Source organism: Pedococcus ginsenosidimutans (assembly GCF_039544395.1).
Taxonomy (GTDB): Bacteria; Actinomycetota; Actinomycetes; order Actinomycetales; family Dermatophilaceae; genus Pedococcus; species Pedococcus ginsenosidimutans.
In genome coordinates this window covers 147,175-171,695 of sequence record NZ_BAABLO010000005.1, presented here as the reverse complement: position 1 = coordinate 171,695, position 24,521 = coordinate 147,175, and the positions used below count along the sequence as shown (strand labels likewise).

The 24,521-nt window shown below is 72.3% G+C and carries 23 protein-coding genes; 3 read left to right on the top strand and 20 right to left on the bottom strand.

All coding sequences use genetic code 11. The features are described from left to right. Positions 1-2 precede the first annotated feature (2 nt). The 7 genes from ABEA42_RS09725 to ABEA42_RS09695 all read right to left on the bottom strand — a co-directional run bounded on the left by ABEA42_RS09725 (position 3) and on the right by ABEA42_RS09695 (position 5,812). The gene (locus tag ABEA42_RS09725) at positions 3-629 is read right to left on the bottom strand and encodes a response regulator transcription factor (protein ID WP_345502859.1); all 627 of its coding nucleotides are present in this window, start codon (positions 627-629) and stop codon (positions 3-5) included. Continuing rightward, positions 626-1,849, bottom strand: a complete 1,224-nt coding sequence (locus tag ABEA42_RS09720; RefSeq protein WP_345502857.1) for a sensor histidine kinase — start codon at positions 1,847-1,849, stop codon at positions 626-628. The genes ABEA42_RS09725 and ABEA42_RS09720 overlap by 4 nt, the downstream gene beginning before the upstream one ends. A 7-nt stretch (positions 1,850-1,856) precedes the next feature. Beyond that, positions 1,857-2,666, bottom strand: coding sequence for an ABC transporter permease (locus ABEA42_RS09715; protein ID WP_345502855.1), 810 nt, complete (start codon positions 2,664-2,666; stop codon positions 1,857-1,859). Then, positions 2,663-3,538: an ABC transporter ATP-binding protein gene (locus ABEA42_RS09710; protein ID WP_345502854.1), complete on the bottom strand. Its 876-nt coding sequence runs from the start codon at positions 3,536-3,538 to the stop codon at positions 2,663-2,665. The genes ABEA42_RS09715 and ABEA42_RS09710 overlap by 4 nt, the downstream gene beginning before the upstream one ends. A gap of 182 nt (positions 3,539-3,720) precedes the next feature. After that, positions 3,721-4,383, bottom strand: a complete 663-nt coding sequence (locus tag ABEA42_RS09705; RefSeq protein WP_345502852.1) for a LemA family protein — start codon at positions 4,381-4,383, stop codon at positions 3,721-3,723. Positions 4,384-4,416: 33 nt separating this feature from the next. Continuing rightward, the gene (gene pyrE, locus ABEA42_RS09700; RefSeq protein ID WP_345502851.1) at positions 4,417-4,971 is read right to left on the bottom strand and encodes an orotate phosphoribosyltransferase; all 555 of its coding nucleotides are present in this window, start codon (positions 4,969-4,971) and stop codon (positions 4,417-4,419) included. A 58-nt stretch (positions 4,972-5,029) separates the two neighbouring features. Continuing rightward, positions 5,030-5,812, bottom strand: coding sequence for an SDR family NAD(P)-dependent oxidoreductase (locus ABEA42_RS09695; RefSeq protein ID WP_345502849.1), 783 nt, complete (start codon positions 5,810-5,812; stop codon positions 5,030-5,032). Between the two features lie 36 nt (positions 5,813-5,848). On the opposite strand from ABEA42_RS09695, the gene ABEA42_RS09690 reads away from it, so the two are divergent. Next, positions 5,849-6,634, top strand: a complete 786-nt coding sequence (locus tag ABEA42_RS09690) for an exodeoxyribonuclease III (protein ID WP_345502847.1) — start codon at positions 5,849-5,851, stop codon at positions 6,632-6,634. A 1-nt stretch (position 6,635) separates the two neighbouring features. Beyond that, positions 6,636-7,538, top strand: a complete 903-nt coding sequence (locus ABEA42_RS09685) for an alpha/beta fold hydrolase (protein ID WP_345502846.1) — start codon at positions 6,636-6,638, stop codon at positions 7,536-7,538. A 12-nt stretch (positions 7,539-7,550) separates the two neighbouring features. Here ABEA42_RS09685 and ABEA42_RS09680 read toward each other — a convergent pair whose 3' ends face one another. Beyond that, positions 7,551-9,206 carry an MFS transporter gene (locus ABEA42_RS09680; protein ID WP_345502843.1) on the bottom strand — a complete coding sequence of 552 codons (1,656 nt, stop codon included), beginning with the start codon at positions 9,204-9,206 and terminating at the stop codon, positions 7,551-7,553. Beyond that, positions 9,187-9,882 carry an LppX_LprAFG lipoprotein gene (locus ABEA42_RS09675; protein WP_345502841.1) on the bottom strand — a complete coding sequence of 232 codons (696 nt, stop codon included), beginning with the start codon at positions 9,880-9,882 and terminating at the stop codon, positions 9,187-9,189. Before ABEA42_RS09675 ends, ABEA42_RS09680 begins: the two co-directional genes overlap by 20 nt. Before the next feature lie 219 nt (positions 9,883-10,101). Here ABEA42_RS09675 and ABEA42_RS09670 point away from each other — a divergent pair, with 219 nt between their 5' ends. Next, complete coding sequence (locus tag ABEA42_RS09670) at positions 10,102-10,935, top strand: C40 family peptidase (protein ID WP_345502839.1); 834 nt, start codon at positions 10,102-10,104, stop codon at positions 10,933-10,935. Between the two features lie 68 nt (positions 10,936-11,003). Here ABEA42_RS09670 and ABEA42_RS09665 read toward each other — a convergent pair whose 3' ends face one another. The 11 genes from ABEA42_RS09665 to ABEA42_RS09615 all read right to left on the bottom strand — a co-directional run bounded on the left by ABEA42_RS09665 (position 11,004) and on the right by ABEA42_RS09615 (position 24,392). Further along, positions 11,004-11,453, bottom strand: coding sequence for a hypothetical protein (locus ABEA42_RS09665; protein ID WP_345502838.1), 450 nt, complete (start codon positions 11,451-11,453; stop codon positions 11,004-11,006). Between the two features lie 17 nt (positions 11,454-11,470). Continuing rightward, on the bottom strand, positions 11,471-14,044 hold the full coding sequence (gene clpB, locus ABEA42_RS09660) for an ATP-dependent chaperone ClpB (RefSeq protein ID WP_345502836.1): 2,574 nt from the start codon (positions 14,042-14,044) through the stop codon (positions 11,471-11,473). A gap of 136 nt (positions 14,045-14,180) precedes the next feature. Then, entirely contained in the window at positions 14,181-15,887 is a 1,707-nt protein-coding gene (locus ABEA42_RS09655) for a formate--tetrahydrofolate ligase (protein WP_345502834.1), read from the bottom strand. Positions 15,888-15,982: 95 nt separating this feature from the next. After that, positions 15,983-16,255, bottom strand: coding sequence for a ribonuclease E inhibitor RraB (locus tag ABEA42_RS09650; protein ID WP_345502831.1), 273 nt, complete (start codon positions 16,253-16,255; stop codon positions 15,983-15,985). A gap of 76 nt (positions 16,256-16,331) precedes the next feature. Next, positions 16,332-16,703 (bottom strand): heat shock protein transcriptional repressor HspR, encoded by a 372-nt coding sequence (locus ABEA42_RS09645; RefSeq protein WP_425572049.1) that lies wholly within the window; start codon positions 16,701-16,703, stop codon positions 16,332-16,334. An 84-nt stretch (positions 16,704-16,787) separates the two neighbouring features. Continuing rightward, positions 16,788-17,813, bottom strand: coding sequence for a DnaJ C-terminal domain-containing protein (locus tag ABEA42_RS09640; protein WP_345502829.1), 1,026 nt, complete (start codon positions 17,811-17,813; stop codon positions 16,788-16,790). A gap of 92 nt (positions 17,814-17,905) precedes the next feature. Then, the gene (gene grpE / locus ABEA42_RS09635) at positions 17,906-18,508 is read right to left on the bottom strand and encodes a nucleotide exchange factor GrpE (RefSeq protein ID WP_345502827.1); all 603 of its coding nucleotides are present in this window, start codon (positions 18,506-18,508) and stop codon (positions 17,906-17,908) included. After that, complete coding sequence (dnaK, locus tag ABEA42_RS09630) at positions 18,505-20,397, bottom strand: molecular chaperone DnaK (RefSeq protein ID WP_345502825.1); 1,893 nt, start codon at positions 20,395-20,397, stop codon at positions 18,505-18,507. The genes grpE and dnaK overlap by 4 nt, the downstream gene beginning before the upstream one ends. A 147-nt stretch (positions 20,398-20,544) precedes the next feature. Next, positions 20,545-23,154 (bottom strand): glycoside hydrolase family 65 protein, encoded by a 2,610-nt coding sequence (locus ABEA42_RS09625; RefSeq protein WP_345502824.1) that lies wholly within the window; start codon positions 23,152-23,154, stop codon positions 20,545-20,547. Next, on the bottom strand, positions 23,151-23,870 hold the full coding sequence (locus ABEA42_RS09620) for an HAD family hydrolase (RefSeq protein WP_345502822.1): 720 nt from the start codon (positions 23,868-23,870) through the stop codon (positions 23,151-23,153). The genes ABEA42_RS09625 and ABEA42_RS09620 overlap by 4 nt, the downstream gene beginning before the upstream one ends. Positions 23,871-23,963: 93 nt before the next feature. Further along, the gene (locus ABEA42_RS09615) at positions 23,964-24,392 is read right to left on the bottom strand and encodes a hypothetical protein (protein WP_345502820.1); all 429 of its coding nucleotides are present in this window, start codon (positions 24,390-24,392) and stop codon (positions 23,964-23,966) included. Positions 24,393-24,521 lie beyond the last annotated feature (129 nt).

Below are 24,521 nucleotides of genomic sequence, written 5' to 3'. Positions count from 1 at the left end.
GGCTAGAGCTCGATCAGACCGGCGCGCAGCGCTGCGGTCACGGCTGCCGTGCGGTCGGTGACCCCGAGCTTCTCGAACGCCCGGAGCAGGTGCGTCTTCACGGTGGCCTCGCCGATGTGCAGCTCGCGCCCCACCGCGGCATTGGACAGTCCCCTGGCCACGCACCGCAGCACCTCGGTCTCGCGGTCGGTCAGCGACGGACCTGCCGGCGCCCGCATCCGGCTTGCCAGGCGGGCCACCACCGGCGGCGCGAGCACGGTCTCCCCCTTGGCGGCGCGGCGTATGGCGTCCGCGAGCACCTCGCGCGGGGAGTCCTTGAGCAGGTAGCCGTTCGCCCCGGCCTCGACGGCCCTGACGATGTCGGCGTCGGTGTCGTAGGTGGTGAGGACCAGCACGGCCGGGCCGTCGGCCCCGGCGCGGAGCCTGGCGGTGGCCGCCGCCCCGTCGAGGACCGGCATGCGCAGGTCCATGAGCACCACGTCGGGGGCCAGCCGCTCGGCGAGCACCACGGCCTCGGCACCGTCGGCGGCCTCACCGACGACCTCGAAGTCGGCGTGCTCGGACAGCATCGCCACCAGGCCCATCCGCACGACGGGGTGGTCGTCGACGACCAGCAGGCGCAACGTCACCGGGGCACCTCCATCCGCAGCCGCGTGCCCGACCCCGGGGTGCTGTGCACCTCGAAGCTCCCGCCGACCTCGTCGGCCCGGGCCGTGGCGCCGTCGAGGCCGTAGCCGCGGTCGGGAGTGTCGGGCACGAACCCGACCCCGTCGTCGGCGACCTCGAGGGTCACCGGCGCGTCGGCGGGATACGTGAGGCGGACCTCGAAGGTGTGCGCCCGGGCGTGGCGGCGGACGTTGGCCAGGCCCTCCTGGGCCGTGCGGAGCAGGACGACCTCGGAGTTGGCCGGCAGCACCGTGGGCTCGCCCTGCACGACGAGGCTGCCCAGCATCCCCGACTCGGCCGCGACGGCGTCGACGAGGCGGCCGAGCGCCTCCGAGAGCGTCCGTGACTGCAGGTGGCCCGGCGTCATCTCGGCGACGATGAGGCGCGCCTCGGAGAGGTTGTCGGCGGCGGTCTGCTCGATGAGGCGCACGCGTTCGCGCACCACGTCGAGGTCGCCGCGGTCGAGGGCCGCCTCGGTCGCCCGCGCGAGGGTCACCACGGACGTGAACCCCTGGGCCAGGGTGTCGTGGATCTCGCGCGAGATGCGTTCGCGCTCGCTCGCCACACCCTGGGCGCGCTCCGCCGCGGCGAGCTGTGCCTGCGTGCGGCGCAGCTCGTCGATGGTGAACGCCCGGGAGTCGGCCTCCCCGATGATCTTGTGGATGAACAGGCCCATGACGAGCGAGAGCGTCAGGGTGATCACGGTGCTGAGGGCGATGCCGATGACGTCGTCACCGGTGCGCGGTGCCTGCCAGAGGCGTACGGCGCCGATGGCCAGGACCGCGGCGACCACCACGAAGGCAGCGTGGTTGCGCCGCAGCATCGCCCACGTCTGCGGGAACAGCCCGAAGGTGAGGATCCACGCCGTCCCCGAACCGTCGACCGCCATGAGCGCGACCAGGGCGACCCACGCGACGGCGACGTAGCGGATCCCGGCTGCTCGTTCCTCGTCGCCGATCCCGCCACGACCCCACACGAGGTAGGCAGCCGCGATCACCCCGACGCCGAGCAGCGACCAGCCGAGGTGCTCCGGCCCCTCGGCGACGAGGACCCCGGCCGTGGTCGCCACGAGGACTGCGAAGAACACGTGCCACCAGACCAGCTGGCGACGCCACATCTCCTCGAGCTCGCCGGACGACGTCCCGGGGGCGGGGCGGCAGTCCGCGGGCTGGTCGGCGCTCATCGCCCCATCATGTCGTGCCGCGCTTGGTCCACCGGAAGGTCCGGGCGCAGATGACCAGCCCGGCCACGAGCCACGCCCCGAGCACGAGGGCGGTCCGGCCGTGCTCCCAGGACCCGGCCATCTCCTGGGTCTGCCAGTCGTCGGGGAAGAAGACCGAGCGCATGCCCTGGGCGATCCACTTGAGCGGGAAGACCGAGGCCACCTGCTTGAGCCAGTCGGGCAGATCGGTGAAGGCGAAGTAGACGCCCGAGATGAACTGCAGGATGAGCGTCGGGGCGATGACGGTGGCGCCCACCGACCGCGACGAGGAGGCGAGCGAGGAGTAGGCGACCCCGAGCACGGTGCCGCACGCGACGCCGAGGAGGAACACCCACACGAAGGTCGCCCAGCTGGCCGCGCTCGTCGGCAGCTGCACCCCGAAGGCCACCTTCGCGATCGCGATGAGCAGGACGAACTGCGCGAGCGACGTGCTGGCGACGAGGCCGACCTTGCCCAGGAAGTAGGCGGCCGGCGGCATCGGCGTCGAGCGCAGCCGCTTGAGCGTGCCGTCATCGCGCTCCACCGCCACGCTCAGGGCCATCGACTGGAAGCTCGTGAGCATGACGCCGGCCGCGACCATGCCGGGCAGGAAGAACCGCGCGGCGTTGACGCCCGCGTCGGCCGCGTCACCCTTGCCGAACTGGTCGCCGAAGATCACCGCGAACATCGACAGCATGAGGATCGGGAAGGCGAAGGAGAAGAAGACCGCCTCCTTCTCGCGGAAGTACATCTTCAGCTCGAGGACCGTCCGGTCCCAGCCGATCGCGAGCGCGTTCACGACGCCACCTCCGCGAGCGCGGCGGTGGTGTGGACGTGCGGCGCGATGAGCGACAGGTAGGTGTCCTCGAGCGAGGGCCGCGTCACCGTGAGCCCCGGCACCTCACCGCCGAGGCGGACGGAGAGGTGGGCGACGTACTGCGTGGGCAGGCTGGTCCGCTCGCTGCGCCTGGTGCCGCCCTCCTCCCAGGAGACGGTGGCCTCCGAGGACGCGCGGCCGCCGAGGTTGGCGGGGGTGTCGAGGGCGAGCATGCGTCCCGCGGCGATGACGCCGACCCGGTCGGCGAGCTGCTCGGCCTCGTCGAGGTAGTGCGTGGTGAGCAGGATCGTGGTGCCCCCGTCGGCGAGGGACCGGATGAGGTCCCAGAAGTCGCGCCGTGCCTGCGGGTCGAAGCCTGTGGTCGGCTCGTCGAGGAACAGCAGCTCCGGCGACCCGACGATGCCCAGGCCCACGTCGAGGCGGCGACGCTGGCCACCGCTCAGCCTGGCAACCCGGTCGTCGGCCTTGTCGGCGAGCCCGACGGCGGCGATGACCTCGTCGACGTCCCGGGGGTTGCGGTAGACCTTCGCGGTGCTGGCGACCGCCTCCCGTGGGGTGAGCAGGTCCAGGCCCGTGGAGGTCTGCAGCACGATGCCGATGCGGTTGCGCCAGGCGAGGTCGGCGGACTCGGGGTCGGCCCCGAGGACCGCCACCTCCCCGCCGTCGCGTCGGCGGAACCCCTCGAGGATCTCGACGGTGGTGGTCTTTCCGGCGCCGTTGGGGCCGAGCAGGGCGAACACCTCGCCCGCCTCGATCCGGAGGTCGATGCCGTCGACGGCCTCACGGGACCCGTAGGCCTTGCGCAGTCCGGTGACGGTGATGGGTGCGTCCATGGGACCACCCTCCCGCAGCGGTCACGGGCGGCGTGAGCGTCTTCCGGTGGATTCGGCGTCCACCGACCGGTGGACCCCTTGCGCGCCCCGCAAAACGCCGGTTGCCCGGCATACCGCGGGAAGAAGACCCGAGGTATGCCGGGCAACCGGCGTTTTGCGGAAGGCGCGAGCCTGCGTAGGGCCTAGGCCTGGGTGGGGGGCTGTTGGCCGGCGGGAGGGGCGGGCGGAGTGGCGTCTAGACCGGACCCGGCGGCGTACCCGCTCGGCGGCGGGATGGTCGCGTCGCGCTGGCCGAAGTCGACCTTCACCGGGTCGCGCTCCTCGCTCTGCACCTCGAAGTACTCCTCGCGGTGGATGCCGAACATCCCGGCGACGACGTTGCTCGGGACGGTCTCGACCTTGGTGTTGAGCTCGCGGACGTTGGCGTTGTAGTAGCGGCGTGCGGAGGCGATCCGGTCCTCGGTCGAGGTCAGCTCCTGCTGCAGGGCCAGGAAGTTCTGGTTGGCCTTGAGGTCGGGGTAGGCCTCGGCGACCGCGATGAGGCGACCGAGCGCCTGGCTGAGCAGGCCCTCGCTCTGCGCCTGCTGGGCCGGGCTCTGGCCCCCGGCCATGGCGGCGGACCGGGCCTTCATGACGTCCTCGAGGGTCCCGCGCTCGTGGGCGGCGTAGCCCTTGACCGTCTCGACGAGGTTGCCGATGAGGTCGTGCCGGCGCTTGAGCTCGACGTCGATCTGGCGCCAGGCCTCCTGCACGAGGTTGCGCAGCTTGATGAGGCCGTTGTAGATGCCGACGGCCACGAGGACCAGCAGCACGACGACGACGGCGATGACGATCCAGATGAGCATGAGAGTCCCCTTGTGTGCGTGAGTGCCCTGAGCCTAGGCCAGGCCGAGCTCCTCGAGCCCGTACACGAACCGGTACTCGAACCCGGCCTCGGCGAACTTCTCCGCGGCCCCGGTCGCCCGGTCGGCGATGGTGGCGACGGCGACGACCTCCGCGCCGGCCTCCTTCGCGGCGTTGGCCGCGTCGAGGGGGGAGGCGCCCGTGGTGGAGGTGTCCTCGACCACGACGACCCGCCGCCCCGAGATGGACGGGCCCTCGATGCGCTGCTGGAGCCCGTGCGCCTTGCCGGCCTTGCGGACGACGAAGGCGTCCTTGCGCTCCCCTGCAGCGGCGCTCGCGTGCAGGATCGACGTGGCGACCGGGTCGGCGCCCAGCGTCAGGCCACCCACCGCGTCGTACGCGAGGTCACCGATGAGGTCACGCATGACCTGGCCGACGAGCGGGGCGGCCTCGCCGTCGAGGGTGATCCGGCGCAGGTCGACGTAGTAGTCCGCCTCCTTGCCCGAGGAGAGGGTGACACGGCCGTGGACGATGGCCTTGTCCTTGATGATCTCGAGCAGGCGGGCGCGGGCGGCGGAGGTGTCGGTCACGGCTCAGCAGCCTACCGAGGGCGTCGCCGCCCGGGCTCGGCTGCCACCGCGGGTGGGCTCAGCATCGGCCGGGGCGCTGGCTGGGCCGGTGCACCGTACGGGCGCGCGAGCGGACCAGCGCCCGCGGCAGCACGCGCAACGCGGCCACGATCGTCTTGTACTGCGCGCCGGGGACCGAGACGACCCTGCCCTTGGCGACGTCGTCGAGGCAGTCGCGCACCAGGCGGCGGGCGTCGAGCCACATGAACTCCGGGACCCCCGACATCGAGACGCCGGCCCGCTCGTGGAACTCGGTGTGCGTGAACCCCGGGCAGAGCGCGGTCGCCGTCACGCCGGACCCGGCCAGCTCGGCGGCCAGCCCCTCGGTGAACACCGTCACGAAGGACTTCTCCGCCGAGTAGGTGCCCGAGGTGATGAAGCCGGCGACGGAGGAGACGTTGACGATGGCCCCGTGGCCGCGCTCGCGCATGGCCCGAGCGCCGGCGTGCGAGAGCACGAGGACGGCCCGGCACAGCACGTCGAAGAGCGCCTCCTCCTGGCTGACCTCGTTGTCGAGGAACCGCTTGCGCAGGGAGTACCCGGCGTTGTTGACGAGCAGGTCCACCGGCCGGGCGGGGTCCGCGAGGCGCTCGGCCACCTTGCCCGTGTCGGCCCGGTCGGACAGGTCCGCGACGAGGATCTCGGTGGCCACGGCGTACTTGGCCCGCAGCTCGTCCGACACGTTCTCCAGGCGGGCACGGTCGCGGGCCACCAGCACGACGTCGTGGCCCCGCTCGGCGAGCTGGTGGGCGAACGACAGGCCGATGCCGGCGGTCGCGCCGGTGACGAGGGCGGTGCTCATGGGCCCACTGTAGGTGGGTCCCCGTAGGGTTGCCCCGTGCGCATCGCGACGTGGAACGTCAACTCCATCAGGTCCCGCATCGACCGTGTCGAGGCATGGCTCCAGCGCACGGACGTCGACGTCCTCGCGATCCAGGAGACCAAGGCGACCGACGCCCAGTTCCCCTTCGACCGGCTCTCCGCGCTCGGCTACGAGGTCGCCCACCACGGGCTCAACCACTGGAACGGCGTCGCCATCGTCTCGCGCGTGGGGCTCGAGGACGTCACGCCGTCGTTCCCGGACGCCCCGGCCTGGGGTGACCCGCCGGTGGTCGAGGCCCGCGCGCTCACCGCCACCTGCGGCGGGGTGAAGGTGACGTCCGTCTACGTCCCCAACGGCCGCCAGCTCGAGGACCCGCACATGGCCTACAAGCTCCAGTGGCTGTCGGCGCTGCGCCAGCAGGCCCAGCACTCCGTCGAGGCCGGTGAGACGGCCGCCATCATGGGCGACTGGAACATCGCGCCGCAGGACGAGGACGTCTGGTCGATGGAGTACTACCTCGACAAGAGCCACGTCTCGCCTCCGGAGCGGGCTGCCTTCCAGGCGGTGCTCGACACCGGGTTCGTCGACGTCGTGCGGCCGCACACCTCCGAGCCCGGCACGTTCACCTACTGGGACTACACCCGCCTGAGCTTCCAGAAGCGCCGCGGCATGCGGATCGACTTCATCCTCGGCTCCCCTGCGTTCGCTGGTCGGGTGCTCGGCGCGGCGATCGACCGCGAGGAGCGCAAGGGCAAGGGCGCCTCCGACCACGCACCCGTCGTGGTCGAGCTGGCCGACTGAGGTGCCGACCCCCTCGATCCTCACCGTGTCCGCGCCCGACGGGACCCGGCTGCGCGTGCAGGTGTACGCCGCAGCGACCGCGACGGGAGGCCCGACCGGTTCTCTGCCCGGGGCGCCGCCCGGGTCGCCACCCGGCTCGTCCCCCACCGTGGTGCTGGCCCACGGCTGGACCCTCACCCACGCCTCCTGGCTCCCCGTGGTCGACCGGCTCACCGAGCAGGGGCTGCGCGTGGTGACCTGGGACCAGCGGGGCCACGGCCGGTCCGGCCACATCCGTGGGCCGGCCACGGTGCGTTCGCTCGGCGACGACCTGGCCGCGGTCCTGGCCGTCGTCGCCCCCGACGGCCCGCTGGTGCTCGGCGGCCACTCGATGGGTGGGATGACGGTGATGGCATATGCCGGCCTGCACCCCCGGGAGTTCACCGACCGGGTCACCGGGGTGGTGCTCGTGTCCACCGTGGCCGACTCCCTGGGGCAGCGCCTGCCCGTCAGGACGGGGCGGGTCATGAAGCTCGTGGCCCGGCTCCCCCGCATCCGGGCCGGGCGCTTCGTCACGCTCGCGGGGCAGCGCCGGCTGTTGTTCGGTCCCGAGGCCGACGCGGCGCACGTCGTCCTCACCCGTGAGCAGGTCGCCGCCACCACGCTGCCCACGATGGGCCGGTTCTACCAGGCCATCGCCGAGCACGACGAGGCACCGGCGCTCAGCCACCTCGACGGCATACCGACCGTCGTCCTGGTGGGCGACCGCGACCGGCTCACACCTCCTCGCGACTCCGAGCGCATCGCCGAGCTGGTGCCCCACGCGCAGCTGCGCCTGCTGCCCGGCCGCGGCCACATGCTGGCCTACGAGGCCACCGACGAGGTCGTCGACGCGTTCCGGACGGTGCTGGGCACCCCTGCCTGAGCGAGGAGGTCGTCACAGGGGGGTGGCGCCGCCGACGACCTGGTGGTCCCGGCGCAGCCCGAGGCCGGCCGAGGCCACCGCCCCGAGGACGGCGGCGACGGCGGCGCCCGTGAAGACGGTCTGCACCTGGACGACGCCGGCGGCGACGAGGGCCTTGGTGTCGGACTGGTCGGGGAGCGCGGCCACCGTGGCGTAGTAGCGGTGCAGGCCGATCGCGGTCAGCAGCGCCAGCCCGACGACCATGCCGACCATGCGCGCCACGACCACCAGGGCCGACGCCACACCGTGGGCGTCGTCGGGGGCCGCGGCGAGCGCTGCGTTGTTCACCGGGGCGAGGGCCAGGCCGATCCCCAGGCCCACGAGGGCGAGGACCACCGTCGTCGAGGGGTGGTCGAGGGCGCCGGCACCCCAGCGGCTCATCGCGGACAGGCCCAGCGCCGACAGCGCCAGGCCCACCCCGCTGACGACCCCGTCACCGAGCCGGCGCAGGGACCAGCCGCCGAGCAGCGCCCCGACCGGTACGGCGACCAGGAACCGCACGAGCACCAGCGCGGCGCCCGTCTGCGAGTGCGTCAGGGTGAGCCGCGCGAGGACGGGCACGTCGACGACGACCGAGACCAGGGCGGCACCCACGAAGAGGCTGACCGCCAGGGCGTACCGCGCCCTGCCGCGCACGACGCCGCGCGCGACCAGGGGCGTCTCGGTTTGTCGGTGGCGCCACAGGTAGGCCCCGAAGGCCAGCGCCCCGAACGGGAGCAGGGCGTACCCGAGCGGGCCGACGACGTCGCGCACCGGGTCGCTGGCGGCGAAGGTGAGCACCACGCTGCCCAGCGCGACCGCGAGGAGCAGCGCCCCGAGCAGGTCGACGCCGCTCAGCACGGCCCGCCAGCGCGGGCCGTTCACCGCCAGCCACGCGAGGACGAGGACCAGTGCCACGACGCCGATCGGGGTGGCCAGCCGCGAGGTCGACGAGCCGAACGGCACGAACGGCACCCCGAGGGTGACATCGGTGGCGAGCCGCGCGGGTGCCGCGAGGGCGACCGCGGTGACCACCGCAGCCAGTGCCCCGAGGACGAGCGGGACCGGTCGCGGCCGGGCCGGCCTGCGCCCACCCGCGACGACCACGGCGGCCGCCAGGACCACCCCCGCGACGGCGTTGAGCCAGAAGATGGTCCGCCAGCCGGAGACTGCCAGCACCACCGCACCGAGCACCGGCCCCAGCACGCTGCCCAGCTCCTGCACCGCGCCGACGACGCCGAGCGGCACACCGCGGCGGCCGGCCGGCCAGAGGTCGGCCACGAGGGCGAGGGTCGCGGGCACGAGCCCACCCCCGCCGACGCCCTGCAGCACCCGGCCCGTGACGAGCACGGGCAGCTCGACGGCCAGGGCCGTCACCGCCGAACCCACGACGAAGATCGCCAGGCAGGCCACCAGGATCCGTTGCCGCGCAACGAGATCGGCCAACCTCCCGATGAGCGGCAGCACCGCGACGTAGCCGAGCAGGAACCCGGAGATGATCGGCGTCGCCCTCTGCAGCGCGTCGATCCCCAGCCCGACGCCGGTCATCATGTCGGTGAGCGCCAGCACGACGACGTAGGTGTCGGCCGCTGCGAGCGCCACGGCCACCGAGGCCGTCGCGAGCAGCGCCCTAGGGGCGGGTGATCGCAACGGGCTGCGCCAGGCTCGTGAGGTGGAGCGTGTAGGTCGACGTGGACCCGGCGTAGAACGGGCCCTTGATGACGACGCTGCGCAGCTCCTGGCCAGGGCGGGTGACGCCGTAGGTCACGTCGAAGGTGCCCTTGCGGTCGCCGGTGACCAGCAGGTCGGCCACGGCGGCGCCGGGGAGCTTGCCGGTGAAGGTGTTGAGGACATCCGCACCGTCACGGACGGTCCCGGCCTTGGCGAGGTCCTGCGTCCTGGTGATCAGGCTCGTGATGCCGGTCGAGGTGTTGAACAGCTGGGCCGGGTTGGGGGCGCCGTACTTCGCCGGGTCGATCTTGGTGAACGACGGGGTGAAGAACTTCATGTAGACGTCCTGCTCCACGGCGACGACCTGGACCGTGCCGGTGATGCCCCGGATGGAGGCGTTGAGGGTGCCCTGGAAGGACGGCGGCGAGAAGACGCCGGTGCCCTTCGCGGCCGAGACCCCGACCGCCTTGCCGGGCAGGCCGGACGACTCCAGGGTGAAGGTGACCGCAGGGCTCTTCTCGAGGTTCTTCCTGGCTGTCGCCAGCTGCTGGGCGGGCGCCGCGTCGGTCGCACCGCCGTCGCCACCACCGGAGCAGCCGGCCAGGGCCAGCATCGAGAGGACACCGGCGAGGGCAGGTCGGAGGACGGCGCGCACAGGGCCACCGTAACCGGCCGGGCACCGGCAGCCCGCCGGACGCGCAGGCGGGGTACGCGCGCCGGGTACGAAGACCGGGTACGCAAGACCGGGTACGCAGGCCGGGCACGCGCCGGAGCCCCCGGCGGAGGGGAGCGCTCCCCATGGTCGGTCCGTCCTGCGGCTCCTAGCGTTCCCCGCGAACCGGCACCGTGCCGGCGTTCACGAGGGGGAACTCCCATGCAGCTGCTCAGCACCCACCGCCGCCGGCTGGCGACCGCCGCCGCGTCCGTCGTCCTGGTCGCCGTCCCACTGGTCTCGACGGTCGCGGCCCACGCCGCCGACACCGCGACCGGCCGCGTCAACACCAGCGGCGCCGCGCTCAAGGTCCGCTCGGCCCCGACCACCACCTCGAGCGTGGTGGGCACCCGCGCCGACGGCGCCACCGTTACCATCACCTGCCAGACCTACGGCCAGACCGTGACCGGCACCTACGGCACCTCGAAGGTCTGGGACAGGCTCAAGGCCGGCGGCTACGTCAGCGACACGTTCGTCAGGACGGGGTCCGACGGGCTGGTCGCCCCGCTGTGCAAGGGCACGACGCCCCCGCCCCCGGCCCCGACGCAGTCCGCGAAGGTCACCGCCACCATCGCCGCCGCCAAGGGCATGCTCGGCAGGTACCCGTACTCGTGGGGTGGCGGCAACGCCTTCGGCCCGACGAAGGGGATCTGCTGCAGCCCCAGCGGGATCGACGACCGCAACACCGTCGGCTTCGACTGCTCCGGCTTCATGGAGTACGTCTTCCACAAGGGCGCCGGCCTGCGCCTCTCGAGCACCTCGCGCAGCCAGTACGCCGACGGGCCCCGCGTCCCGATCGCGCAGATCAAGGCCGGCGACATGGTGTTCTGGTCCAGCTCCAGCAGGACCGCCTCGAGCATCCACCACGTCGCCCTCTACATCGGTGACGGCAGGATCGCCGAGGCCAACCGGGTGAGCGGCCCCGACATCCGCATCCGCTCGTTCTCCCGCAACGAGTCCGGTGTCATGCCCTACGTGGTCCGCCCCATCCGCTGACCCACCGCACGAGAGGGGGTATGGCGCGTGGTGACCACGCGCCATACCCCTCGTCTCGTGCCTGGCCCTCAGCCGGGCGTCGCGGCGTGGCCGGGCCGCCCCTCGGTGCGGCGGTCGGCCTTCATCTCCGCCTCGAACACGTGCCGGCGGCCGTCCATCAGCTCGTCGCGCACGACCTTCTCGAGCCGCTGGAAGTCGGCGTAGTACCCGTCGTCGAACTCCTCGACGAGCTGGAAGGTCCAGCGCCCCTGGATGAAGTTGCGCCCGACGAGCTCGGTCTCGAGGCGGTCGGCGAGGTCGTCATGACCGGCCTTGCGCAGCAGGTCGCACGCCTCCCCGAGGGCGAGGTCGGCCGAGCCGGTGAGGCGGTGCAGGCCGTAGAGCCGGCCCCGCACCTCCTCGATCGTCTCGAACGCCTCGCTCAGCTTGCCGACGGCCTCGGCGGTCGCGTCGTCCACGCCCTCGGGCCGCCGGTCGAGACCGCGCTCACCCGGGTCGGTCCCGTGCTCGTTGCTCATCCCGGCAGTCTGCGCGATCAGGCGGCAGCCCGCACGACGAGGTGGTCGTCGTCGTCATCGCGGTCGACGACGACGCTCTCACCGTCGCGGACCTGCCCGGACAGCACCGCCTTGGCGAGCCGGTCGCCGATCTCCTTCTGCACCAGCCGGCGCAGGGGCCGGGCGCCGTACGCGGGGTCGTAGCCGGTGATCGCCAGCCACTCCCGGGCCGCGTCGGTGACCTCGAGGGTGATGCGGCGGTCGACGAGGCGCGTCGCCAGCTCACGCACCTGCAGCTCGACGATGTGGGCGAGCTCGTCGGAGGTCAGCGCGTCGAAGATGACGACCTCGTCGAGGCGGTTGAGGAACTCGGGCTTGAAGCTCGCCCGCACCACCCCCATGACGGCCTCCCGCTTGGCCTGCTCGTCCATGAGCGGGTCGATGAGGAACTGGCTGCCGAGGTTGCTCGTCATCACGAGGATGACGTTGCGGAAGTCGACCGTGCGACCCTGCCCGTCGGTGAGCCGGCCGTCGTCGAGCACCTGCAGCAGGATGTCGAACGTCTCCGGGTGAGCCTTCTCCACCTCGTCGAGCAGCACGACGGAGTACGGGCGCCGCCGCACCGCCTCGGTGAGCTGGCCGCCCTCCTCGTACCCGACGTACCCGGGCGGCGCCCCGATGAGCCGCGCGACCGCGTGGCGCTCGGAGTACTCGCTCATGTCGAGGCGCACCATGGCGCGCTCGTCGTCGAAGAGGAAGTCGGCGAGGCTCTTGGCGAGCTCGGTCTTGCCGACACCGGTCGGACCCAGGAAGAGGAACGACCCGGTCGGGCGGTCGGGGTCGGAGAGCCCGGCCCGGGAGCGGCGGACGGCGTCGCTGACCGCCTCGACCGCAGCGGTCTGGCCGATGAGGCGCGAGCCGATGATCGACTCCATCGACAGCAGCTTCTCGGTCTCGCCCTGCAGCAGGCGGCCGGCGGGGATGCCGGTCCACGCCGAGATGACCTCGGCGATGTCGTCGGCGCCCACGCGCTCCTTGACCATGAGGTCCTCGGCCTGGCTGCCCTCGGCCTCCTGCGCGCTGCGCAGCGACTTCTCCAGGGCCGGGATCTCGCCGTAGAGGATGCGCGACGCCTTCTCGTAGTCGCCCTCGCGCTGGAGCCGGTCGGCCTGGCTGCGCGCCTCGTCGATCTGCGACTTGAGGTCGCCGACCCGGTTGAGCCCGGACTTCTCCGACTCCCAGCGGGCGTTGAGCGCGGCGAGCTCCTCGGACTTGTCGGCGAGGTCCTTGCGCAGGCGCTCGAGCCGCTCGACCGAGGCCTCGTCGGTCTCCCGGGCGAGGTGCAGCTCCTCCATGCGCAGCCGGTCGACGGCACGGCGCAGCTGGTCGATCTCCACCGGCGACGAGTCGATCTCCATGCGCAGGCGCGAGGCCGCCTCGTCGACGAGGTCGATGGCCTTGTCGGGCAGCTGCCGGCCGCTGATGTAGCGGTCGGACAGGCTGGCCGCAGCCACGAGCGCCGCGTCCTCGATCTCCACCTTGTGGTGCGCCTCGTAGCGCTCCTTGAGCCCGCGCAGGATCGCGATGGTGTCCTCGACCGACGGCTCACCGACGAACACCTGCTGGAAGCGGCGCTCGAGCGCTGGGTCCTTCTCGATGTGCTGGCGGTACTCGTCGAGGGTCGTCGCGCCGACCAGCCGCAGCTCACCGCGGGCCAGCAACGGCTTGAGCATGTTGCCGGCGTCCATGGCGCCCTCGCCGGACGCACCGGCGCCGACGACCGTGTGCAGCTCGTCGATGAAGGTGACGATCTGGCCGTTGCTGGCCTTGATCTCCTCCAGGACGGCCTTGAGCCGCTCCTCGAACTCGCCGCGGTACTTCGCGCCGGCCACCATGGCCGCGAGGTCGAGGCTGATGAGCCGCTTCTCGCGCAGGGACTCCGGCACGTCGCCGTCGACGATGCGCTGGGCCAGTCCCTCGACGACGGCCGTCTTGCCGACGCCGGGCTCGCCGATGAGCACGGGGTTGTTCTTGGTGCGGCGCGCGAGCACCTGCACGACGCGGCGGATCTCGGTGTCGCGGCCGATGACGGGGTCGAGCTTGCCGTCGCGGGCGGCCTGGGTGAGGTCGGTGCCGTACTTCTCCAGCGCCTCACCGCCCTCCGCGGGGGTCTCGCTGCTCACCTTGCGCCCACCACGCAGGGCGTCGATCTTGGCCTCCATGTCCTTGGCGCCGCGCTTCTGCACCGCGGCCAGGTGACCGGTCTCCGCGAGCGCGAGCAGGAGCAGGTCACCGGCGAGGTAGGTGTCGCCCTTGGCGCGCATGAGGGTGTCGGCCTGCTGGAGCACGGCGACGGCCTCGCGACCGAACGTCGGGGGCTGCGTCGCGCCGGTCGTCGTGGGCAGCGTCCGGAGCCGGGCGTCGGCCTGGCCGAGCACGTGCGCCGCCCCGGTGCCGGCGGCCTGGAGGAGGACGTCCGCCTGGGCGTTCTCGAGCTGGATGAGCGCGCTCGTCAGGTGGTCGGGGGTGATCTCGGGGTGGCCGGCCGACTGCGCGGCACGCTGGGCGAGGGCGAGGGCCTCGGCGACCTTCGCGGTGGGCTTCAGATCCATGCCTGGGTGCTCCTGGTGTTCGGGATGCGGTGTCTCGGGGGTGGGCTCACTGGAGGCAACGGCTCCAAAGTTGAGTGTATTCCGCTCAACCTTGACCTGCACAGGCACCGGTTGCGGGACCTTCCGGAGGGGCGCGTCAGGACAGCCCGACCACCTCACCGTGCTCGTCGAGGTCGATCGACTCCGCGGCCGGGTGCCTGGGCAGGCCCGGCATGGTGCGCATCTCGCCGCTGATCGCGTAGACGTAGCCGGCGCCGGCGGCGACCCGGACCTCGCGGACCGGCAGCCGCCAGCCGCGGGGGTCGCCTCGCAGGGTGGGGTCGGAGGAGAGGGACAGGTGGGTCTTCGCGATGACGACCGGGAAGCCCCCGAAGCCGAGCCGCTCGAACCTCTCGAGGTCCTTGGCGGCCTGCGGGGCGAGGTCGACGCCGTCCGCACCGTAGACGCGGGTCGCCACCGCCTCGATCTTCTGGCGCAGCGGCTCGTCGAGCTCGTAGGTGGGGACGTAGTCGTGCGGGTCGTCGCACGCCTCGACCACCGCCTCCGCGAGGGCCTTGGCCCCCGCACCGCCGTCGCTGACGTGGGTGGACACCGCGACCCGCGCGCCGGCCGCCTCGGCGACGCGACGGATGACGGCGTGCTCGGAGGGGAAGTCGCCCGGGAACGCGTTGATGGCCACGACCGGGGAGACGCCGAACGACCTCACGATCTCGAGGTGCCGTCGCAGGTTCGCGGCGCCGGACTGCACCGCTGCGGGCCGCTCGGCGAGCATCTCTGGGGGAAGCGGGCGGCCGGCCACCACCTCGTAGTGCCCCGAGTGCGCCTTGAGCGAGCGCACCGTGGCGACGAGCACCGCGGCGTCCGGACGCAGCCCCGACACCCGGCACTTGACGTTGAAGAACCGCTCCGCGCCCATGTCGGACCCGAAGCCGGCCTCGGTCAGCAGGTAGTCGCCGGTCCGGATGCCGATGAGGTCCGCCACGACCGAGGAGTTGCCGGTCGCGATGTTGCCGAAGGGTCCGGTGTGCACGAGGACGGGCGTGTTCTCGCTGGTCTGCAGCAAGTTGGGCTCCAGGGCGTCCTTGAGGATGACCGCCATCGCCCCGGCGGCCCTGAGGTCCTCGGCGGTGACGGGGCGGCCCGCGGTCGTGAACGCCACCACGACCCGTCCGAGCCTCTCGCGCAGGTCCTTCAGCGAGGTGGACAGCGCGAGGATGACCATGACCTCGGAGGCCGCCGTGATGTCGAAGCCGGACTGTCGCGGCACCCCGTCGATGCGCGCACCCAGACCCTCGACGATGCCGCGCAGCGCCCGGTCGTCGACATCGAGCACCCGGCGCCAGGAGATGCTGCGCACGTCGATGCCGAGCTCGTTCCCGTGGTGCAGGTGGTTGTCGAGCATGGCGGCGAGCAGGTTGTGGGCCGCGGTGACCGCGTGGAAGTCCCCGGTGAGGTGCAGGTTGAGCTTCTCCATCGGCAGCACCTGGCTGAGCCCGGCCCCCGCGGCTCCGCCCTTGATGCCGAAGGTCGGCCCCATGGAGGGCTGCCGCAGGGTGACGGTGGCCCGGGCCCCGAGCTGCGCCAGCCCCTGGGCGAGCCCGATGGCGGTCGTCGTCTTGCCCTCACCGAGCGGCGTCGGCGTGATCGCGGTGACGACGACGTACTTGGCCGCAGGTCGGTCGGCGAGGTCGTCGGCCGCGGCGAGGTGGACCTTGGCGAGGTGCCGGCCGTGGTGCTCGAGCCGCGAACGGGGGATCCCGGCGGCGTCTGCGACGACGTCGATGTCCTCGAGCCGCGCGGCACGGGCGATGGCGAGGTCGGACAGGGCTGGCTTCGCGGTCACCTGACCACGATGGGCCCTCGGCCGCAGCCGCTCCCGGGACGAAGGGCCCGAGCCGCGGGGCCGCCTGGCGGAGGTGTGGCGGAGGTGCGGCGGTCCTAGAGGACGGGGGTGGTGGGCTCGGGGTCGTACCAGCCGCCCCGCTCCTCGGCGAGCGCGCTGAAGCGGTCACGCAGCCCGCCCTCGACGGGGCCGGACTCGTCGGCCACCATCTCCTCGACTACGTGGACGGCCCACTCGTGGTCCTCGGAGTCGTCCTCGCCGGCGAGGGCCTCGCGGACCACCCGGGCCGCGAACCCCTCCTCCACGAGCTCAGCCGCGACCTCGTCGGCGGTGTCACGGTCGGGGAAGACCAGCAGGTGCTCGCTCACGCAGTGAGTATGCCTCGTCGCGGGTGACCCGCGACGAGAGCCGCGCGGGGCGAGCGAGCAGGGGTGGACCAGCGGCTCAGCCGCGGGGTGAGGGGCGCCACACGACGAGGGCCTGGGACCTGCCGCTGCGCGGCCGCTGCCCCGCCCGGACCGCGATGACGTCACCGGTCGGGCCCACGGCGAACACGCGCTGCCCGAGGCCTGCGGCGCCGCGCAGGGCCGTGACCTCGCGGTCCAGCTCGTGGACGCGGGCCTGCAGCGCGTCCACCTGGTTCTCGAGCTCGAGGATGCGCTGGATGCCGGCGAGGCTGACACCCTCTTGTGAGAGCCGCTGCACCTCGCGCAGCATCGCCACGTCGCGACCGGAGTAGCGCCGTCCCCCACCGCGGGTGCGGGACGGGCTGACGATGCCCAGCCGGTCGTACTGCCGCAGCGTCTGCGCGTGCATCCCGGCCAGCGTGGCCGCGACGGAGATGACGAAGACCGGCGCGTCGTCGTCAGGCGAGAAACCTCGGACCTCGGCCACCACGGGTCACCTCCGGGCGTTGGCGAAGAGCTCGGCGCGCGGGTCATGGCCCTCGTCCAGCGCCCTCAGCGCCTCCACTGCCGCCACCGCGTCGTCGGAGAGCCGCTGCGGCACGACCACCATCACCTTGGCGAGCAGGTCGCCGGGCCCGGACTTCACCGGGACCCCACGGCCCTTGACGCGCAGGACGCGACCGCTCGGGGTACCGGGGGCGATGCGCACCTTGACCGGGTCGCCCGCGAGGGTCGGCACGGACACCGTGGCGCCGAGCGCCGCCTCGGCGAAGGTCACCGGCAGGTCGACGGTGAGGTTGTCGCCGTCGCGCCCGAAGACCGGGTGCTTGTCGACGGTGACGGTGAGGATGAGGTCGCCGGGCTCGGCCCCCCGGTCGCCCGGCTGGCCCTTGCCGCGCAGCCGGATCTTCTGGCCGTCCCTGACCCCGGCCGGGATCCGCGTGGTGATCTGGTCGCCGCCGCCGGTGCCGAGGGTGACCGTGGCCCCCTGGACCGCGTCACGGAACGACAGCGAGGTGCGGGCGGTGAGGTCACCGCCCTTGCGCGGGCCGGTGGGGGCGCGGAAGCCCGCACCACCGCCGTACGGCGAGCCCGCGCCGGCCCCGCCGAACATGCCGCCGAGCAGGTCCTCGAGGTTCGGCTGACCGCCCCCGCCGCCGGTGGAGTAGCGGACGCGCGGCCCACCTCCACCACCGCCGCCGAACATCGACGAGAACACGTCCTCGAAGCCGCCCGCCCCCGGGCCGCCGCCCGGACCGCCCGCGGTGAAGCGGGCGCCGCCGCGAGCCATCTGGCGCACCGCGTCGTACTCGCGCCGCTTCTCGGGGTCGGCGAGGACCGAGTGGGCCTCGCCGATGTCCTTGAAGCGCTGCTCGGACGCGGCGTCCCCGGCATTCTGGTCGGGGTGGTGCTTGCGGGCGAGCTTGCGGTAGGCCTTCTTGATCGCGGCCGCGTCAGCGTCCTGGGGGACGCCGAGGATCGCGTAGAAGTCCTTCTCGAACCAGTCTTGGCTGGCCATGGCGTCCTCCTCTCAGCGGTGCGGGGTGGTGGGTCGGGTGGCGGGTCGGGTGGCGTGTCGTCGTGCTGGTGGAGCCGTGCGTGCTGCTCGGGTCACTCGGGGTCGGCCACGGCGACGCGCGCCGCCCGCAGGACCTGCTCGCCGGCACGGTACCCCGGCTGGAGCACCTGCACGACGGTCGTCGAGCCGGTCGGGGCGACCGAGCCGTCCTGCGGCCAGGCGGTGTGCATGAGCGCCTCGTGCAGGTTGGGGTCGAACTCCTCCCCCGCGGCGCCGTAGCGCTCCAGGCCGAACTTGCCCAGGGTCGACTCGAGCTTGTCGGCGATGGACGCGAACGGGCCGCCCTCGAGGTCACCGTGCTCGCGCGCGGCGTGGATGTCGTCGAGCACCGGCAGCAGGGCCTCGATGACCGACTGGGCAGCGCGCTCCTGCACCACCGCGCGGTCGCGGTCGACGCGCCGCTTGTAGTTGACGTACTCGGCCTGCAGCCGCTGCAGGTCCGAGAGCCGCTCGGCGGCCAGGGCCGTGTCGGGGTGCGCGTCGCCGGGGGCCGCGGTCTCGCCGGCGGGCTGCTGGCTCGCCACGGCCTCCTGCTCCTGCACCGCCGCCTCGGCGGTGGTGGGCTCGAACTCCTCCGAACCCACCATCGCCTCGGCTCCGTCGGGCTGGTCAGCCGTCGGGTGCTGGTCGGTCACTTCTTCTCCTCGTCGTCCTCGACGACCTCGGCGTCCACGACGTCGTCGTCGGAGGCGTTCGCCCCGGTCGAGCCGGTCGAGCCGTCCGCCCCGGCGCCGGGAGCGGCCTGGTCGGACTCGGCCGCGGCGGCGTACATGGCCGTGCCCAGCTTCTGCGACTCCTCGGACAGCTTGGAGGTCTTCGCCGAGATGTCCTCGGGCGTGGCACCCGACTCCGGCTTCAGGGCCTCCTTGAGGTCCGCGAGCGCGGTGTCGACGTCGCCGCGGCCGTCGGCGGGCAGCTTGTCGGCGTTGTCGGTGAGGAACTTCTCCGTGGAGTAGACGAGGTTCTCCGCGGTGTTGCGGGCCTCGGTCTCCTCGCGGCGCTTGCGGTCCTCCTCGGCGTGCGCCTCGGCCTCCTTGATCATCCGCTCGATGTCCTCCTTGGCGAGGGCCGAGCCACCGGAGATGGTGATCTTCTGCTCCTGGCCGGTGCCGCGGTCCTTCGCGGAGACGTTGACGATGCCGTTGGCGTCGATGTCGAACGTGACCTCGACCTGCGGCACGCCACGGGGCGCGGGCGCGATACCGCTGAGCTCGAAGGTGCCGAGCTGCTTGTTGTGCTGGGCGATCTCGCGCTCACCCTGGAACACCTGGATGAGGACGCTCGGCTGGTTGTCCTCGGCGGTGGAGAACACCTCGGAGCGCTTGGTCGGGATGGCGGTGTTGCGCTCGATGAGCTTGGTGAACAGGCCACCCTTGGTCTCGATGCCGAGCGACAGCGGCGTGACGTCGATGAGCAGGACGTCCTTGCGCTCACCCTTGAGGACACCGGCCTGCAGGGACGCGCCCACGGCCACGACCTCGTCCGGGTTGACGCCCTTGTTGGGCTCCTTGCCCCCGGTGAGCTCCTTGACCAGCGCGCTCACGGCCGGCATGCGGGTCGAGCCGCCGACGAGGACCACGTGGTCGATGTCGGACAGCGAGATGCCGGCGTCCTTGATGACGTTGTGGAACGGCTGCTTGGTGCGGTCGAGGAGGTCCTTGGTGAGCTGCTCGAACTGCGCGCGGCTCATCGTCTCCTCGAGGTGGATCGGGCCGTTCTCCGACATCGAGAGGTACTGCAGCGAGATGTTGGTACTGGTCGAGGAGGAGAGCTCCTTCTTGGCCTGCTCCGCCGCGTCGCGCAGGCGCTGCATGGCGATCTTGTCCTTGGACAGGTCGACGCCGGAGGTGTTCTTCACCGTGGTGAGCAGGTGGGTGACGATGCGCTCGTCCCAGTCGTCGCCACCGAGCTGGTTGTCACCGCTGGTCGCGCGGACCTGGATCGTGGAGAAGCCGTCCTCGGGGTCCTTGCCGACCTCCAGGAGGGACACGTCGAACGTGCCGCCACCGAGGTCGAAGACGAGGATGAGCTCGTCCTCCTTGCCCTTGTCGAGGCCGTAGGCGAGCGCGGCCGCGGTGGGCTCGTTGATGATGCGCAGGACGTTGAGGCCCGCGATCTCACCGGCCTCCTTGGTGGCCTGGCGCTCGTGGTCGTCGAAGTACGCGGGGACGGTGATGACGGCGTCGGTCACGTCCTCGCCGAGGTAGGACTCGGCGTCGCGCTTGAGCTTCTGCAGGATGCGGGCGCTGATCTCCTGGGCCGTGTAGACCTTGCCGTCGATCTCGGGCGACTTCCAGTCGGTGCCGATGTGGCGCTTGACCGACCGGACGGTGCGGTCGACGTTGGTGACGGCCTGGCGCTTGGCGATCTCGCCGACGAGCACCTCACCGCCCTTGGAGAACGCGACGACGGACGGCGTGGTGCGCCCACCCTCCGCGTTCGCGATGATCGTCGGCTCGCCGCCCTCGAGGACGGCGACGGCCGAGTTGGTGGTGCCGAGGTCGATGCCGACCGCACGTGCCATGGTGATGCTCCTGTGGTGCTCGAGGTTGAGTTTCCTTCACTCAAGTTAGGACGCGCACCCGGCGCGTGCAAATCCGGGGTCGCAAACTTGAGTACATCAGGCTCAACTTCGTGGGCGCCGCCGATGTTCCCGTGCAGGGGTACGTGGTCAGACGGGCGGCTCTCCCGGGCCGACCGGGGTGCGTGCCGGGGGGACGGTGGCGGCTGGGGGGCCGTAGCCGTCGGTCGGGCCGTTGCCCGCGTTGCCGTTGGAGCGGGCTCGACGGTGCGGGTCCGGCACCCCTGCCGTGTAGACCATCTCGTGCTCGTCGCCGCGGCCGACCAACGGCATGGTGCCCAGCTCGCGGGTGATGAGGGGACCCTGGCCCTCGAGCGCGACGACGGCCGGCGCACCGGGCGCGGCCTGCACCCGCTCGCCGCGGACGACGAACTCGACGGGTCCGCCCTCGACGACGGTGAAGGAGATCGACTCCGGGAGCAACTCGACGACCACCCGGGAGCCGCGCACCCGCAGGCGGAACTCCATCCGCGGCCAGGCGGCCGGGAGGCGTGGGTCGAAGGTCAGGGTGCCGTTGTGGTCGCGCATGCCGCCGAAGCCGTAGACGGTGGCGTTCCAGACCCCGCCGCAGGAGGCGATGTGGACACCGTCGGCGGCGTTGCGGTGCAGGTCGGCCAGGTCGACGTAGAGGCCGGTGTGGAAGTAGCGCAGGGCCAGGTCCTGGTAGCCCACCTCGGCGGCGATGATCGACTGGACCACCGCCGACAGGGTGGAGTCGCCGGTCGTGATCGGGTCGTAGTACTCGAAGTCCGCGCGCTTCTCCTCGACGCTGAACAGGTCGCCCTGGAGGAACAGGGCCGCCACGACGTCGGCCTGCTTGAGCACCTGGAAGCGGTAGATGACCAGCGGGTGGTAGTGGAGCAGCAGGGGTCGCTTGTCGGCCGGGGTCGCCGCGAGGTCCCACACCTCCCGCTCGAGGAAGTGCTGGTCCTGCGGGTGCACGCCCATGGCCTCGTCGTACGGGATGTGCATCCCCTGGGCGCACCGCGCCCACTCCTCGATCTCCTCCTCGTCGACCTCGAGCCGCGAGACCATCCGCGCGTAGTCCATCGGCCGGCGCTCCTGCAGGATCCGCGACCAGCGGGCCGCCTGCCGCAGGTTGTCCCGGGCCATGACGTTGGTGAAGAGGTTGTTGTTGACGACGGTCGTGTACTCGTCGGGACCCGTCACGCCGTGGATGTGGAACTTCGGCTCGCGGCGGCCGAGCCAGAAGCCGAGGTCGGCCCACATGCGCGCGGTCTCGACGAGCACGTCGATGCCCTCACGCATCATGAAGTCCTCGTCGCCGGTGGCGCTGACGTACTTGGACAGGGCGTAGGCGATGTCGGCGTTGATGTGGAACTGCGCGGTGCCGGCCGCGTAGTAGGCCGAGGCCTCCTCGCCGTTGATGGTGCGCCACGGGAAGGCGGCGCCGGACTGGGAGAGCTCGCGGGCGCGGCGCCTGGCCGCGGGGAGCATCTGGTAGCGGAAGCGCAGAGCGCCGCGGGCCATCCACGGCGAGGTGTAGCTGAGGAACGGCAGGACGTAGGTCTCGGTGTCCCAGAAGTAGTGGCCCTCGTAGCCGGACCCGGTGACGCCCTTGGCGGGGATGCCGGCCTGCTCGACCCGGCCGGCCGCCTGCGCGAGCTGGAACAGGTTCCAGCGGATCGCCTGCTGCACCTCCGGGTGCCCGTCGACGACGACGTCGGAGTCGGCCCAGAAGCGGTCGAGCCAGCGGCGCTGCTCGCGGAAGACCTCGTCGACGCCGACCTCGCGCACCCGGTCCAGGGTGCGGCGCCCGCGGTCGACCAGCTCGCGCACGGGCACCCCGCGCGAGGAGTGGTAGGCGGCGACCTTGGTGATGGTGATGGGCACACCCTGGCGGGCGGTGACGCGGTAGACCTTCTTCGCGAGGTCCTCCTCCGCGTGGGCCAGCTCCTCGAAGGCGTTGTCGGTGCGGATCTCGTGGTCCACGGCCACCGCGACGGTCATGCCGGAGCTGGCGCAGCGGTAGCCGAGGATGGCGCGGCGCTCGCTGCACCAGTGGCTCTGCGGCAGCAGCACCCGGTCGTTGAACGTGCTCGCCTTGCGCGGGTCGAACCCGGCGCCCATGGCCGCGGCCTTGACGAAGTACTCGTCCTGGCCGTCCTGGCGGTTGAGCACCTGCGAGGAGATGGCGACCGGGGCGTCACCGTCGAGCAGGGTCACCTCGAACGTCATCACCGCGAGGTGGCGCTGCTCGAACGAGACCATCCGCTGCGACTCGACCCTGACCCGCTTGCCCGACGGCGTGCACCAGATCAGCGAGCGCCGCAGGACGCCGTCGGCGAGGTCGAGGGAGCGCTCGTAGTGCTCGAGGTCGGCGACCGACAGCAGCAGCGGCTCGTCGTCGACGTAGAGCTTGATCGTCTTGACGTCGGGGACGTTGACGATGGTCTGGCCGGTCGTGGCGAACCCGAAGGCGTCCTCGGCGTGCCGGATGCGCCAGGTCTCGTGGAACCCGTTGATGAACGTGCCGTGGGCGTGGGTCTCGCGCCCCTCCTCGGGGTTGCCGCGCATGCCGAGGTAGCCGTTGCCGACGGAGAACACCGTCTCGGTGACGCCGAGGTCGTCGTTGGAGTAGCCGGTCTCGGTCCAGCGCCACTCGTCGACGGGGAACCGCGTGCGGTCGACCGGGTCCCGTCGGGCGGACCCTGCGAACCCGGTGCCGTCGTGGCTCACGGCCGGACCAGCTCGTCGAGCTCGGCGACGACCAGGTCGGCACCGCCGTCGAGGAGCTCCTGGGCACCGGCCCCACGGTCGACCCCGACGACGAGGCCGAAGCGCCCGGCGCGACCGGCCTGCACCCCGGACAGGGCGTCCTCGAGCACGACGGCCCGCTCACGCGGCACGCCCAGCTGCTCGGCGGCGTACAGGAAGGTGTCCGGGGCCGGCTTGCCCGGCAGCCCGCGGGCGGCCGCGACCTGGCCGTCCACGACGACCTCGAAGCGGTCGGCGAGGCCGGCAGCCCCGAGGACGGCGGGGGCGTTGCGGGAGGAGGACACCACGGCGACGGCGACGCCGAGCTCGGCGAGCCGGTCGAGCAGGGCCACCGACGCGGGGTACGGCGTGACGCCCTCGTCGCGCAGGACCTCGCCGAACGCGGCGTTCTTGCGGTTGCCGAGGCCGCAGACGGTCTCCTGCTCCGGGCCGTCCTCGGGAGTGCCCTCGGGCAGGGTGATGCCGCGGGAGGCGAGGAAGCTGCGCACACCGTCGTAGCGCGGCTTGCCGTCGACCGAGGCGAAGTAGTCGGCGTCGGTGTAGGCCTCCTGCCCGTCACCGCGGTCACGCAGGTAGGCGTTGAACATGACGTCCCAGGCCCGCATGTGGACCTCGGCGGTGGGGGTCAGCACACCGTCGAGGTCGAACAGGGCAGCGTCGTAGTCGCTCCAGTCCACGGACCAAGGCTAGGGCCCGCGGGCGGGTGCCGCGGACGGGGGCGGCACACCGGGGGGTGGGCGGCGCCGGCCACCCACCCCCCGGTGCGGGTGCTACTCGCAGGGACCTGCCGCGATGCGCTTGTCGAAGGCCACCGAGCCCGACGGGCTGTGCACGATCACGCGGGCGTTCGTGCAGACCGGGTCGAAGTAGATGGGGCCGGCGTAGGAGCTGTAGATGCCGGCGTCCTCGCCGCTGCAGCGGCTGTAGTCGTAGTTGCAGATGCGCAGCAGCATGTAGTGGGGAGTGCCCTCCCACTTCGCCGCGCGCAGGACGTAGCAGCCCTTGCCCGTGGTCGTGCCGTGCCACCACAGCGTGGCGATGAGCTCACCCGCACTGTTCCTGACGTCACGCGACAGGTACGAGCCGTCGGTGTTGCTGCACACCGTGGCGGCGCTCGCCTGGCTGGGCACCGCGAACAGTCCCCCCACGAGCAGACCGACCACGACCAGCAGCTTGGACAGGGTTCCCTTTGACCTCATGCGCACACACCCTTCGTCGGTACGGCGCGTGGTCCCGACCGGGCCACGCACGCGCAAGGGTCGTCCCGGACGAGGGAGAAGGCGACGGCCCGGGCGAAGGACGCATAGCCACCGCGCGACGCCGCATAA

Coding starts and splice junctions, on each gene's coding strand:
- ABEA42_RS09710 (WP_345502854.1), bottom strand. CDS start 3,538: ATGGACGCACCCATCACCGTCACCGGACTGCGCAAGGCCTACGGGTCC.
- ABEA42_RS09645 (WP_425572049.1), bottom strand. CDS start 16,703: ATGCACGCGCAGACGCTGCGGCAGTACGACCGGCTGGGCATCGTCAGC.
- ABEA42_RS09615 (WP_345502820.1), bottom strand. CDS start 24,392: ATGAGGTCAAAGGGAACCCTGTCCAAGCTGCTGGTCGTGGTCGGTCTG.
- ABEA42_RS09640 (WP_345502829.1), bottom strand. CDS start 17,813: ATGGCCAGCCAAGACTGGTTCGAGAAGGACTTCTACGCGATCCTCGGC.
- dnaK (WP_345502825.1), bottom strand. CDS start 20,397: ATGGCACGTGCGGTCGGCATCGACCTCGGCACCACCAACTCGGCCGTC.
- ABEA42_RS09720 (WP_345502857.1), bottom strand. CDS start 1,849: ATGAGCGCCGACCAGCCCGCGGACTGCCGCCCCGCCCCCGGGACGTCG.
- ABEA42_RS09670 (WP_345502839.1), top strand. CDS start 10,102: ATGCAGCTGCTCAGCACCCACCGCCGCCGGCTGGCGACCGCCGCCGCG.
- ABEA42_RS09705 (WP_345502852.1), bottom strand. CDS start 4,383: ATGCTCATCTGGATCGTCATCGCCGTCGTCGTCGTGCTGCTGGTCCTC.
- clpB (WP_345502836.1), bottom strand. CDS start 14,044: ATGGATCTGAAGCCCACCGCGAAGGTCGCCGAGGCCCTCGCCCTCGCC.
- ABEA42_RS09695 (WP_345502849.1), bottom strand. CDS start 5,812: ATGAGCACCGCCCTCGTCACCGGCGCGACCGCCGGCATCGGCCTGTCG.
- ABEA42_RS09665 (WP_345502838.1), bottom strand. CDS start 11,453: ATGAGCAACGAGCACGGGACCGACCCGGGTGAGCGCGGTCTCGACCGG.